This window comes from Pseudomonas sp. Sample_24, from assembly GCF_004307605.1.
Taxonomy (GTDB): Bacteria; Pseudomonadota; Gammaproteobacteria; order Pseudomonadales; family Pseudomonadaceae; genus Aquipseudomonas.
In genome coordinates, this window is the sequence record NZ_RCNW01000388.1 from 114,275 (window position 1) to 127,254 (window position 12,980).

Sequence of the window (12,980 nt, forward strand, 5' to 3'; positions counted from 1 at the left end):
ATCAACGATTGAACAAGGTTGCTCGCAGGTTACCGTAAACGTAACCCCGCATGCAGTACCACGCTTTGCTTGAGGTATAGAAAACATGCGCCATCTCGATGTTCAGGTGATCGACCAGGCACTGCAATGGGCTCGCGCCGGGCAGGCCCAGTGGTTGTGCACGGTGCTCTCCACCTATGGCTCGGCGCCGCGTGCGCCGGGGGCGATGCTGGTGACCAATGGCACGGGCATACACGTCGGCTCGCTGTCGGGTGGCTGCGTCGAAGAGGAGTTTCTCGAAAGTCTGGCGCGCGGTGAATTACGCGAACCGGCGCAGATCGTCAGTTATGGCGACAGCGTCGAGCAACGCCACCGCCTGAAACTGCCCTGTGGTGGCGTGCTGATCGTGCTGGTCGAGCACCGTGCTGCCAGTCTCGAATGGATCGCGCACCTGGAGAGTCTGCAAGCGGCGTTACTCGGCCAGCGCCGTCTACTACGTCACGTCGAGCTGAGCAGCGGTGCCTTGCGCCTGGACCCAGACGCCGGACACGGCAGCGAACGGGTACAAGTCGTCGACGAAAGGGTGCGCATCAGCGTCGGCCCGGCCTTGCGACTGATTCTGGCAGGACTCTCCCCAGTCGCGGAAGTCTGCGCCAGTTTCGCCCGAGCCATCGGCTGTGAAGTCATCGCCTGCGACCCCCGGGAAGAGATGCTGCATGTCCAGCTCGAAGGCGTGGAGATGCAGCGCGTGCTGCCTTCGATGTTCATAGCCGCCGGAGGCTGCCACGCGGCGACCGCGGTGGTGGCGCTGACTCACGATCCGAGAATCGATGATCTGGCGCTGATGGAAGCGGTTCACACGCCGGCGTTTTACATCGGCGCCATGGGGTCTCAAGCAACCTCGGCCAAGCGCGCCGAGCGACTCAAACGCATCGGTGGTCTGACGGATGAACAGATTGCTCGTTTGCACATGCCCATTGGCCTCGATCTGGGTAGCAAGGCCCCGGCGGAAATCGCTATGGCGGTGGTGGCGGATATCCTGCGCGTGTATCACGGGAAAGAACGCCATGCCTTGTAAGGCGGTTTTTCCGACGAGCGTAGGGGCTGCGAAAGTCGAGGTAGACGCTCGGTCCTTCGCGCGCGATAGTGGCTAGCCAAGTGCTGCTGAACCATTGAGCGATCGCCGGGGTTGAGAAATAGATAGACGCCCTGATGATATGCATGAGGTCTGTAACAATATCGCTTCAAGCGAGCGGAGGAATCTGATGTCGATTGCCCAACGGGTTTTCCACGGCAGGTTTGGCCGGGTCGCCTTGCTGAATATGGATGGTTCGCTGGTCACCCATACCCATTCCGAATGCCATGTGCTGGTCAAAGTGTCCGGCGAGGACACTTACTTCAACGTTAACGGTCGGCGGGTTCCGCTCAGCGATCGCACGGCGGTGCTGGTCAACGCCTGGGAGCCGCATTTCTACGATCCGCAGCCGGGAGCCGGTGCCACCGTCATCCTGGCGCTCTACATCGAGCCCGCCTGGCTGGCCACTGCCCAGCAGTCGCTGGCGCTTAGCGGTCGGCCGGACTTTTTTGCCCAATCATGCATCGAGCTGTCGAGTCGAAATCGCACCTTGGCCGACATCCTGGTCGCCGAAGCGCATGGTTGTGGGATAGTGCCGAAAGAGCGCTTGGAGTTCATGCTGTTCGACTTTCTGATCGAATTGATCGAGGACTTTTCCAGCTGGCGGCATTTGTCGCTGCTGGGTGCGCCCAACTCAGGTGAGTTCCGGGATGCGCGCGTGCGCCGTGGCACCGCCTGGTTGCTTGAGCACCTCGATGATCCGAACCCGATCGACAACGCCGCGCGGGCTTGTGGTCTGTCTCGGGCACACTTCTTTGCGCTGTTCAAGAAAGACACCGGCATGACGCCGACCCTGTTGCTTAACGACGCGCGCATGCGCCGGGCTTTTGCTTGGCTTGAGCGGGAACGCAGTGGAACGTTGGGCCTGTTGTCGGAGAACCTCGGGTTCTCCGAGCAAGGTCATTTCACACGGTTTTTCCGTCAGCACATCGGAGCTTCACCCAGCCAATATCGGCGTGTAGTGGATTGTTATGCGACGGCTTGAACCGAGAGGAGGGCGGGGGTATTGGGAAATACCCCCGCCTATGAAGTTAGTCTTTTATCTTAAAGCTGGTGGCTTTTATAGGCTGCGAAATTTGCAGGTTTATTAACTTTCCAGAAAGTCATAAATCTCTTTCATGCGTTCTTCGCGCATCAACTCAAGTTCTTCCTTAGTATCGGCTGCCCACTGAAGGATGAAGTCCCAGCAATCACAGTCGTGAGCGTCCGCTTCTGCTTCAAATGCTTCTTTCAGAAATGTAAGGCGGTATTCTTTTGGCGAGAGCCCGCAGTTTTCGGCGAGGCTGTAATTCAGCTCGCTGAGTTCAAGTTGGATCCATAAGTTAGCGTCCAGAAATTTCTTCAGGGCGAGTTCGGCTCGAAGTTCTTTTGCGATCATGAATACTCTCTTTTGGCATGCTGAGAATGGTGGGGTGTTCGAGGTCGGCCCAGCGCTAAAATGGGACTATTTCAATTTGCTGCCATCATCCATCCTCGAACGCCATGACTTTCACTCAACTCTTTAACGACTCGAGCGGCGTCTTGTTTTTGTTTATACGGGCCGATGACGACAAAGTTGTTTTCTTTCCGAGCTACCGGTAATTCCAGTTGCTTAATGGCTCTGACTGCGCGAGGGCGGCTGGGTGTGTCCAATGCAATTTCAACCACCCAGAGGCCGGATGTAGGCGTGGTGGAAGCTTCTTTTTTTGCGTGGAAAATATAGCTACCACACGTTAAGCACGGGCTTTCCAGCGTGATTAGCGACCCGGGCACGGAGCGAAAGACGTGCCATTGCGGATCAGAGGTTTTTTTGCGGGCGAAGAGCACCAGAAGCAGGCCAGTAGAAGCAATCAGGCCGCTAAGGATAATTGTCCAATTGCGTGCTTGTGTGGGCAGTGAAGGCAGCGAAAATACTGGCGATTCGTCTGGCTTTTCGATCAAAAACTGTACGGCGTGAGCCTCCGTTGAGTCGGGTATGGGGGATTCGGTTTCCGCAAGGGGCGTGAGCCCGTCGGAATATTTTGTAGTGAGGTTTGTTACAACTTCATTAGCGGTGTCATCGATGAGTTGTTTTAGCTTTGTCACGTCTTTCTGGATGTATGAGTTGTCGACATTGTTTTCACAAAGTGGTCCCGTGGCTACGTCCATATTAATGCTGATAGTTGTCCTATAACGCCCGTTACCAGGAAACCCAAGCCAAGCTTTCGCACGGCACCATCTCCAAATCAAATGAATAGTTATTTGTCCCATTTCTTTCTGATAAAGCATGGTCCTATTGTTTGTCCTGGGATGGTCTGCATTCTTGAGCACGTCAGTGTGCCCAAGCGCCAAAATAAGTTGGCTTCTTTTTTGTTGTTTTAAAGAACATCGGGCTTGCACTTTATAGAATGCTGGTTGACGAAAAAGGCTCAGGTGAACGAAAAAAAATAGTATCAGATGGGTTATATGCTGGCCTTATTAAAACACTTGTATTTAAGGTGAATGTTGTGACTGAAATAACTGGCCAAAGATTTAGGTCATACCTATGCGCTTGCTGGAAAGGAAAGGGCTGTTAGCCGGCCCTTTAGGGTACGGACAGGAGAAGCTATTGAATTTTTTGTCAGCCTTTCAAACGATGCCGGTGCCCAGCGCTACATCAATTGTCGTCATTCGGTTCATCTGCGCTTCAGCGCAGAAAACTGACCACTCAACCACGTATAAAGCTGGGAAACCGCAGGGCTGATCTGCTTGCGATGCGGGCACACCAGACTCAATGGCGAAGCTTCGCCAGGAAAATCCGGCAGCAGCACAAGCAGGCGCCCAGCGGCGATATCGGCACTGACATCCAGCCAGGATTTGTAGGCGATACCTTCGCCCTCCAACGACCAGCGTCGCACGACATCGGCGTCATCGCTGAACAACGGCCCTGAAACCTGCACGGTTTGCCCGCCCAGATTCCACTTGTCGTAGATCCGGCCATTTTGCAGATAGAGCAAGCAGTGATGCTTGCTCAAGTCATCCGGCGTTTGGGGAGAACCGCAGCGTTGCACATACTCTGGCGAGGCAACCAGCACTCGCTGGTTCCATGGTGCAAGCGGCAGTGCCACGTAGTTGGCGTCTTCATTCGGGCCATAGCGAATCGCCACGTCCACCGGGTCACGAAACAGATTGGCCATCTGGTCCGACAGGAAAAAACGCAACGCCAATTCCGTATGCTGATGGCGGAATTGCGTCAGCCACGGCAGCAGTATGTTGCGCCCCAGATCGGACGGCGCTGTCACTTGCAGGACGCCCCGTAGCGTGGCGTTCTTACCACGCAAATTTTCCTTGCCTTGCTGCAGGGTCTCAAGCACTGAGTGGGCGGTGGGAAGATATTGCTCGCCTTCGGCAGTCAATCGCAGGCTGCGAGTGGTGCGGGCAAACAAACGCACGTCCAGCTCGCGTTCCAGACGTTTGATGGCGGCGGCGACCTGACCAGGCAGAAGATCAGCCTCCAGCGCCGCTGCGGTGAAACTGCCCAGCGCGGCGCTACGGATGAATAAACCAAGATCATCGATGCGGATCATTTTCACTCCTGTAGTGAAAGTGTTGGCGCATTCTGCTTGTTTTTCTTTGTGCATGGGAAGTCGAAGATGGCTTCAAGTGGGTGGATCAACCCTTCAGACAGCGAGATTCCATGAAAGCCATCACCTTTACCCAACACGCCTTGCCCATCGACAATCCGCAAGCATTGATCGACATCAGTCTCCCGAAGCCCACACCTGGTCCAAGGGATCTGGTGGTTGAAGTTCGCGCGGTATCAGTGAATCCAGTCGACACAAAGGTGCGCGCCGGAACTTTCACAAAAGAACCGAAAATCCTCGGCTGGGATGCCACAGGCATTGTCCGCGAGATCGGCTCTGAAGTGACGCTGTTTCAGCCGGGCGATGAAGTGTTCTATGCCGGCTCGATTGCCCGCACCGGCAGCTACAGCGAATTCCATCTGGTCGATGAGCGGATCGTCGGGCACAAGCCTCGGTCATTGAGTGCCGCCGATGCGGCAGCGTTGCCGTTGACCTCGATCACTGCCTGGGAATTGTTGTTTGACCGGCTCGGTGTCGTCGAGAGTTCGGGAGAGGGCAAGTACCTGTTGATCACCGGAGCGGCTGGGGGCGTCGGTTCAATGCTGGTGCAACTGGCACGACAGTTGACCCGCCTTACCGTCATCGGAACTGCCTCACGCCAGGAAACCGCTGATTGGGTGCGGCAGTTGGGCGCGCATCACGTGATTGATCATAGCCAGCCACTGCTCGCACAGTTGCAAGCGCTCGGCGTGCCGGAGATCGACTATGTCGCCAGCCTGACTCACACGGAACAGCACTTTGCACAACTGATCGACGTTCTCAAGCCGCAAGGGCGTCTGGGTGTGATTGACGATCCCGAAAGCCTCGACGTGATGCCGCTCAAGCGTAAGTCGCTGTCGTTGCATTGGGAGCTGATGTTCACCCGCTCGCTGTACGAAACCCCGGACATGATCAACCAGCATCACCTGCTCAATCGGGTCAGCGCTCTGATTGACCAAGGTGTTCTGCAAACCACTGTGGGCGAGCACTTCGGTGCGATCAATGCGGCAAACATGCGTCGTGCCCATGCTCTGGTCGAGAGCGGTAAGGCCCGGGGCAAGATCGTTCTCGAAGGTTTCTGATTTCACTCCTCGGGCTGGCTCGCTTGCGGGCCTCTGAACCGCCTGCGGCATCACTGCCATTTTTTATGTCGCAGAGTTGACGATGAATCCGTCCGGTAACGTATTGGTTTCAATTCGTTTCGGAACGAGGCTGTACTCCGAATCGCGGAACGATGTGAGTGCCCAGCTCCTCAATAACTTGCGCAGCAGGGCGCTTACCGTATTTGAGATTCAGGATAACGTGGTCCACCCCGATTTCCTGAAGCACCTCCAGCAAACCCCGGAGGTGGTCGCGTCCAAGCCTGAACCCCAAATGAATACGAGTGGGCGGCGTTGACGGGTTCTCAGCGAGGTCGATGTATAGCGACTGAGCGAAGGGCTTATAGACGGAACCACATTGCTTCATGACCTCCAGCCGCCAATCTTCCACGATCAGTCGCTGCATGTTCGGTTGGCGTGGATAGTTGATCCATCCGGTGCTTTCGCGCGCGATCCAATCCAGTGACTGGCGACTATTCCCGGTCACGAGCATTGGAATAACTTGTGTTGTGGGTTTCGGAATGAGGTCTGCGCCCTGCATCTCACCCCCGCTCCAGCGGATGGGCTCAAAGCTGGTGCTGTGGGCGCTGCGAATCACCCTGTAGTACTCCCGAAAGATTTCTCCGCGCCTTTCGGCATCGACGCCAAAAGCCGAAAACTCCACCGGGCGATCGCCGGAAGCTACCCCCAGAATCAAGCGGCCTGCGCTCAACTGATCGACGCTGGCTGATGCCTTGGCTGTGTGCAGGGGATGGTGTAACGGGATGGCAATGGATGCGGTGCCAAGCGCTATCTCTGAAGTATGAGCGGCTATATAACCCAGGTAAACCCAGGGGTCGAAGACTTGGCCGACATCGCCGAAGCCAGGGTCGCGAAGAGGCACGTCGCGAAACCAGAGCGCGCAGAAGCCCAGCGCCTCTGCTCGTTTGGCCAATGCGACCTGGTTGAGCATGCTCGGAGTGTCCCCATCGAAGGCCTCCATAGGAAAGAACAATCCAAGGCTCAAATGACCCTGAGTGAAGGTTCGGCTGAACCCTCGATGCTGCTGATAAGGAATCGTGCTCGGCCGATACATGCTCATCTTCCTCAATGGGAGAAACCTGAATTGCGCCCCTGTTTAAGAGGTGCTGCGGCATCGGTCGCTTGGAACGACAGGTGGGGTAGTGCGTGTAGCCTTTATCCTTTGCGCCGTACATGCTGGTCGGGTCGACCGGGTGAGGGGCCAGTTGCTGGCAAAACGCGCGGGCAGGCCCGGATTGGCGATGAATGGACGATCAAAACAAATCAGATCGTTCCAGCCCAATACATCGCCTGAGCAAAAGCAGGAGGACTATCCAACAAGATTAGGCGGCTTTGCGGGGAACCGCCATGTTCGTCGTCCGTCTCGGTACCTGTCGCAGATGATTACACCGCAGTCTGGGACTTGGGCGTCGTGATCGTGATCGGCGCGCCGCGGGTTGCTATAGAGGACAGTCGTCAGGTCAGCCCGCTGAGCCTTTGGGTACTCGACCGACAATTGGGTCCGGCCCCAATCCTGAAATTCAGACGATAAGATAAATTTTCAGACCGCAACGCAGAACTCCATTTGCCCGGGCAAGGCACTCCCTGCGCCTTTCTTACACAATCGGCTCTAACGCTATCGTGCTGCATAACAAAAACAGGTGCGATGAACGACTTTGGAACCAGCATTAACGATATTAAGTTGATGTAGGAGGGGAGAAGTATCGTCGATTTCTCGTTTTCAGCAAGATATTAAGAAGAATAAAAAACGCGCACCTGAAAAAATTTTGCGTTGCTTCTATTACTTTAAAAATAACAAATGGAGCGCTATATAAGTGAGTGTAAAAAAAATTTCTGCAAGTTCGGTGTTTCTTAGTATCACCCTGAGTGCCCAAGCGCATGCTGACTTCCTGAGTGAAAGCAAAGCCACCTTGGGAATGAGAAACTTCTACTTCAATAACGATAACCGCGATGGCGTTGCCGCCCCTTCCAGAACCGAAGAATGGGCGCAGGGTTTCATGCTGGACTTCAAATCGGGCTATACCGATGGCATGGTTGGCTTTGGTATCGATGGTCTGGGGTTGCTGGGGGTTACCCTCGACAGCGGTAAAGGACGGCATGTCGGCAGCACCATGATGCCTTCTGACAGTGACAACCGTGCCGTCGACGAGTGGAGCCGGCTCGGGCTGACCGCAAAAGTCAAGATGTCGAAAACTGAACTTCGCTACGGCACTTTGATTCCCAAACTTCCAATTTTGGTTGCCAACGATGGGCGCGTACTTCCACAAACCTTCGAGGGCGGTCAAATCACCTCGAGCGAGTTCAAGGGGCTGACTTTGACTGGAGGTCGGATCGAACATGCAACAGGACGTGGTTCGAGCGATCAGACGGGGTTGGCCGTTGCCGGTGGTACGCGGGAAAGCAATCAATTTGACTTCGCCGGGGGCGATTGGAACGTCACCAAAGATCTGACAGCTCAGTACTACTACGCCAGCCTCGACAACTATTATACGCAGCATTTTATGGGATTAATTCACACCCTTGCCCTCTCGGACAATCAGTCCCTTAAAACCGACCTGCGCTATTTCAAAACTGACTCGTCAGGGGCAAATAGCTCCGGGACGTCAGGCTACAGAATTAGTGGCTACACCAAAAACGGTAGTGGAGAGATCGACAACCGTACCTGGAGTGCCGCGTTGATTTACACACTGGGTGGCCACGCGATTACTGCGGGGTACCAAAGTGTGTCGGATGGCAGCAACTTCACTCAACTCAGCCAGGGTAGCCTGATAGACAAGGGCGCCGGTGGAGCAAGCCTGTATCTGTATACCGACCGCCTGATCCAAACTTTCACCCGCGCCGGCGAGCGCACAGCTTTCGGTCAGTATGCTTACGACTTCGCCGCTCTGGGTGTCCCTGGCCTGAAAGGCTCGGTCATGTACCTCTCCGGCGATAACATTAAAACTACGTCAGGCAACAACCAAAAGGAATGGGAAAGAGACATTAGTCTGGACTACGTCCTTCAGTCCGGAGCGCTCAAAGGCGTCGGGTTCGGCTGGCGTAACGGCAAGTCCAACAGCGAAGCATCTCGCAACGTAGATCAGAATCGTGTTTTTGTGAGTTATAGCATTCCGCTTCTCTAGATAGTGGTGCGGGAAGTTTGATTCAACTAACGTCCGAACCGTTCATGGTAGACAAACGATAGTAACGGGCGGGCCAGGATATCGGATTCTCATGATCGGCGCAGACCCGGAGTGCGACGCGCCAGTCATGGTCAAGCTGAGGCTACAGTGGTCCTTGTTTACCAGTCGGATGCCATGCACCTCGGGCTACATTTGATAGTGTCCATTCGAAGGCATACGATTGAGCGGGAAGGTGCCTACGTACAAGTTACAGCTCCGCCACGGTGACACCACGCCTGAAGCGGTCAGCAGACTGGGAGGTGTTACTTGAAGCACACAACTGATATGCCCGCTAGCGTCATCACGACACTCACCTACCTGGTCAAGCACGATGCGAAGCCCTATGTGCATACCGAGGCGCTGACCGGTAACAGTGAACCGCACTACTTTGCTGAGCAGGAGGAGCGCGAGGTCACGGTACACAACGGTCGTCCGTTGGCAGACAGCCTCTCTCTGGACAAGCAGGGGTTTGAACTCCATCGGCGCGATACGGTGGTCGACGATCTCTACGACGATACCTCAGTGGAAAGCGTCTACTATGACGAGGTCAAGGCATTGATCAAGGAGTTAACGGGCGCGAGCCGAGTCGTCATCTTCGACCACACTAGGCGCAGCGACGCCGAGCGGCGGGATATTCGCGGTCCAGCCAGCCGTGTGCATAATGACTACACCGACCGCTCGGGGCCTGAGCGTATTCGCGACGTGCTGGGTCAGGATCAGGCCGGCGCACAGGTGTCGGTGGCCCAGATTAACCTGTGGCGCCCGATGAGCGGGCCCGTCAAGCGCTCACCGCTGGCTGTGCTGGACGCCTCGACGCTCGACTCCAATGACCTTCTGGCCACCGACTTGGTCTATCCGGATCGTATCGGTGAGATCTACCACCTGGCCTACAATCCGCAACAGCGCTGGTACTATTTTCCGGACATGCGCCGTGACGAAGTCTTGCTGATCAAGGGGTATGACTCACGTCACGACGGCCGTGCCCGCTTCACGCCCCACACCGCCTTCAAAGATCCCAATACGCCGCCGGGAGCCTCGCCGCGCGAGAGTATCGAAGTTCGCACCCTGGCCTTCTTTGATTAGGTTTCTGCCATTTGACGCGGGCCCCCCCGCGGGGTGTTTGCCCCCCCCGTGCTTTACCAGACGACCACCCACTTTGGTTGGTAAGGATGTGTGGGTGCGCGCGGATAGCTGATCCACCCGTGATATGGCCTAACTTTAGAGATTCAACGATACCTGAAGTTTAGTAAAACATAACAGATCATGGTTGCTGTCAGGCCGACCAATATGTACTCGACGCGGGGTAGGAATATAACCAACCCACCTAGAGAAAACACGATTAAGGTGTTTTGCAGTATGTATTTCCTTATTTTAGGTACCGCTATGAAGTAGCCATATTGCTTGCCTAGGAAAAATAAGGCCATGCCGATGATTGACGTAATCTGGAAATCGCGCATCGCAATGTCATTCAGGATCGCATGCCTGATCAAATTTGCCAGGAGTGCTAGCCCCAGAAATAGAAAAAGATGCGAGTAAATCAGGGAGTGTCCAGTCATACTACTTTCATTTTTGCTCAGCAGGTAAAAACTATCAAAATAGATCCACCAGATACTGCAAATCATGATAAATCCGGTGATTGCTGCCATCACATTATAACGATCCCATTGAATGTCAGATAATCCTCCAGAAAGGCTAATCACTGACTCACCCAATAAGATGAGGGTGAGTAAGCCTACGCGTTCAACCAAGTGTTCTGTATGTGCTGGCAGTGGCTTTAGTTTAGTCCAGAAAAATACAGGGAACAGAATATCAAGAATAATCCCAGTGTAAGCGACAAGGTAACGCACGGGTGGGTCAAAAAGAACGGATGAAAGACTAACAACTGCGCTAATTAACAGGGCGAAGCCAAGCTTGGAGGAGAGTTCGTTACGTGAATCGAGTTTGCTTATGGACGAAATGTACATAATACTGATGATGGCACGTATACCAAAATAGCAGGCAATAACAAGGGGGTAGTTTACTTCCAGATCTTCCCCGATCCGAGCAGATGCCACAATGAGAAGCAACATTATAAATAATGTTGCTAAGCGGTGAAGGTTACTGTCTGTATCAAACCTATTGGAATAAATCGTGTGGCTAGACCAGATCCACCACAATGGAACAAAAATCAGTAAAAATGTCCATAATTGCTCATGTTCAAAGTGGCCTTGATGAACATGTCCGAGAGTATGCGTAACTTTGCCAATTGTAACAACAAAAGTCAGGTCAAAAAACAACTCTAACCATGTGGCGCGCCGATTTTTTTCATAGTACTTCAATGATTTCATTAGTTGCCGGCTCCGTGTACACCTCTTTAAATGTAGAAGGAAGCTAACCCTGTTAGTCCCCGGCTTCGGTGTGGGTGATGCCAAGCCGATGTCGCTGTCTAGCGACTTCACCCACGCACTAACGAAAGCTCAATCATCTGGCTCATCTCGGCGAACTCTGGAACCCCGTCATAGCGAAGCCCGTCGATGTAAAACGCTGGGGTGCCATTCACGCCGCTTCGTACGCCGCCATTAAAGTCGGATTGTATTTTGGGGAGGTAAGTATCGTCTTGCATGGCAAGAACGAGTTCTTCGCTGGAGAGGCCGTGTTTTAGAGCGATGGCCCGAAACAGCGGCAGGCCCAATCGCTCCTGATTTTCATACAATTCGTCGTGAGCCTCCCAGAAAAATCCTCGACTCCCGGCATACTCAGCGGTGACAGCTGCACCCATCGCATGCGGGTGAGCGGTGGTCAGTGGAAAGTTACGGAACACGAACTGCAGATCATCGCGAAAATGCTTTTGTAGCTCTTTGACCATCCAATACGCTTCACCGCAATAGGGACATTCATAGTCGCCAAATTCCACCAGTGTGACCTTGGCATGCGCACTTCCCTGACGATGGTCGTTTTCACTTACCGGGACTTTGAGAGTGGCCATGTGATCACCTGTTAATTTTTGGCTGGCGTTCTTTGTGGCGAACTCGCCAGAGCATCCAGCGCATCCAGAATGCCGTCCGCCCCAGGATTGATAGCCATCGGTGAGACGTAGCTCCAGGCGACCACCCCTTCCTTGTCAATCACGAACAGCGCCCGCTTACAAACCCCCAGGTGGGAGTCGTACGCTCCATACTGTCGCGCCACAGCCCCTTTGGGCTCGAAATCGGCCAGCAGGCTGAAGTGAAAATTCCGATCTTTGGCAAAGGCCTGATGACACCAGGCGCTGTCAACCGAGATACCCAGTAGCGTCGCACCGTATTCTCTGAATGTGGGTAGCAACTGGTTGTACAAAGTCAGTTGGTCGCCACAAACCGCACTCCAGTCAGCGGGATAAAACGCCAGTATCACGGGATTTCCCTTTAGCTCGCGCAGCGATAGCTGCTGATCAGGGGTCGCGTACAGCGTGAAGTCGGGCGCGACAGTGCCGGCTGACAGCGGCCCCTGAGCCAGGTCGTCATTCGTTTTTTTTGCATCATCCAATTCTGAGGTGTTCATTGCTTGAGCCCTGATAGAAAGGTGGTTGGGGTCTACTCAGGGGGATACGACTTGGTCGGCGGGATAACTCCATCCACCATCAAGGGATTTATAACGGCAACGATGCCTCGATCTCAGCCTGAGCCTGAGTGTTTTCGGCAGTGAGACGTTCACGTTCCGCTTCAAGAAGCACGACGACGTCCGCCGTGCTTTCGCGGTATTTGATTGAGGGCCAGGAGGGTAGAGCGGCGACAGGATTCGCTCTGGCTCACCAATGACTATAGTCGCTGTTCTCGCTTGCCGTAGTAGCTGAACGCGTTTTTGTTTTCGGTTTCCTCAGCAAGGCCGCGCTCGCTCGTTCTGTTGCCCATGAAATTATCAGACGTCGTTCGTCGGTATCCTGTGTCGCCCATAGCGTGTTTTGATGAGATCCGACTATCTTGATTGGATGGCATCGTCTGTCGTGACTGCCATTCCCCGCAACATCATCGTCTTCCTGATCAAGCTCAGCGTAATGCGGATCTCA

General features: G+C 54.3%; 12 protein-coding genes and 2 pseudogenes. 5 read left to right on the forward strand and 9 right to left on the reverse strand.

Annotated features, from left to right (window positions below; genetic code table 11):
- The first annotated feature begins 85 nt into the window (after window positions 1–85).
- Entirely contained in the window at window positions 86–1,057 is a 972-nt protein-coding gene (locus tag D8V06_RS22205; RefSeq protein ID WP_130931804.1) for an XdhC family protein, read from the forward strand.
- A 187-nt stretch (window positions 1,058–1,244) separates the two neighbouring features.
- A complete protein-coding gene (locus D8V06_RS22210) occupies window positions 1,245–2,099 on the forward strand; it encodes an AraC family transcriptional regulator (protein ID WP_130931805.1) in 855 nt (284 codons plus the stop codon).
- A gap of 102 nt (window positions 2,100–2,201) precedes the next feature.
- Here D8V06_RS22210 and D8V06_RS22215 read toward each other — a convergent pair whose 3' ends face one another.
- The 3 genes from D8V06_RS22215 to D8V06_RS22225 form a co-directional block, all read right to left on the reverse strand.
- The gene (locus D8V06_RS22215; RefSeq protein ID WP_130931806.1) at window positions 2,202–2,492 is read right to left on the reverse strand and encodes a DUF6388 family protein; all 291 of its coding nucleotides are present in this window, start codon (window positions 2,490–2,492) and stop codon (window positions 2,202–2,204) included.
- A gap of 71 nt (window positions 2,493–2,563) precedes the next feature.
- On the reverse strand, window positions 2,564–3,361 hold the full coding sequence (locus D8V06_RS22220) for an SPOR domain-containing protein (protein ID WP_241667858.1): 798 nt from the start codon (window positions 3,359–3,361) through the stop codon (window positions 2,564–2,566).
- Between the two features lie 386 nt (window positions 3,362–3,747).
- Window positions 3,748–4,638, reverse strand: a complete 891-nt coding sequence (locus D8V06_RS22225; protein WP_130931807.1) for a LysR family transcriptional regulator — start codon at window positions 4,636–4,638, stop codon at window positions 3,748–3,750.
- A gap of 110 nt (window positions 4,639–4,748) precedes the next feature.
- Between D8V06_RS22225 and D8V06_RS22230 the strand changes: the two genes are divergently transcribed.
- The gene (locus tag D8V06_RS22230) at window positions 4,749–5,756 is read left to right on the forward strand and encodes a zinc-binding alcohol dehydrogenase family protein (protein WP_130931808.1); all 1,008 of its coding nucleotides are present in this window, start codon (window positions 4,749–4,751) and stop codon (window positions 5,754–5,756) included.
- Between the two features lie 109 nt (window positions 5,757–5,865).
- Here D8V06_RS22230 and D8V06_RS22235 read toward each other — a convergent pair whose 3' ends face one another.
- Both D8V06_RS22235 and D8V06_RS30915 read right to left on the reverse strand, forming a co-directional pair.
- Window positions 5,866–6,849, reverse strand: coding sequence for an LLM class oxidoreductase (locus D8V06_RS22235; RefSeq protein WP_130931809.1), 984 nt, complete (start codon window positions 6,847–6,849; stop codon window positions 5,866–5,868).
- 70 nt (window positions 6,850–6,919) lie between these two features.
- Window positions 6,920–7,074 (reverse strand): annotated as a pseudogene (locus D8V06_RS30915) (alkene reductase); the annotation flags it as partial.
- Window positions 7,075–7,609: 535 nt separating this feature from the next.
- Between D8V06_RS30915 and D8V06_RS22245 the strand changes: the two are divergent.
- Window positions 7,610–8,917: an OprD family porin gene (locus D8V06_RS22245; RefSeq protein ID WP_130931810.1), complete on the forward strand. Its 1,308-nt coding sequence runs from the start codon at window positions 7,610–7,612 to the stop codon at window positions 8,915–8,917.
- A gap of 306 nt (window positions 8,918–9,223) precedes the next feature.
- Entirely contained in the window at window positions 9,224–10,039 is an 816-nt protein-coding gene (locus tag D8V06_RS22255; protein WP_130931811.1) for a CmcJ/NvfI family oxidoreductase, read from the forward strand.
- A 143-nt stretch (window positions 10,040–10,182) separates the two neighbouring features.
- On the opposite strand, the gene D8V06_RS22260 is transcribed toward D8V06_RS22255, so the two are convergent.
- From D8V06_RS22260 to D8V06_RS30920, 4 genes and pseudogenes are all read right to left on the reverse strand, one after another.
- Window positions 10,183–11,283 (reverse strand): low temperature requirement protein A, encoded by a 1,101-nt coding sequence (locus D8V06_RS22260; RefSeq protein ID WP_130931812.1) that lies wholly within the window; start codon window positions 11,281–11,283, stop codon window positions 10,183–10,185.
- Between the two features lie 107 nt (window positions 11,284–11,390).
- Entirely contained in the window at window positions 11,391–11,921 is a 531-nt protein-coding gene (locus D8V06_RS22265) for a thioredoxin domain-containing protein (protein WP_130931813.1), read from the reverse strand.
- A gap of 11 nt (window positions 11,922–11,932) precedes the next feature.
- On the reverse strand, window positions 11,933–12,475 hold the full coding sequence (locus D8V06_RS22270) for a redoxin domain-containing protein (protein ID WP_130931814.1): 543 nt from the start codon (window positions 12,473–12,475) through the stop codon (window positions 11,933–11,935).
- A gap of 36 nt (window positions 12,476–12,511) precedes the next feature.
- Window positions 12,512–12,798 (reverse strand): annotated as a pseudogene (locus D8V06_RS30920) (hypothetical protein); the annotation flags it as partial.
- Between the last annotated feature and the right edge of the window lie 182 nt (window positions 12,799–12,980).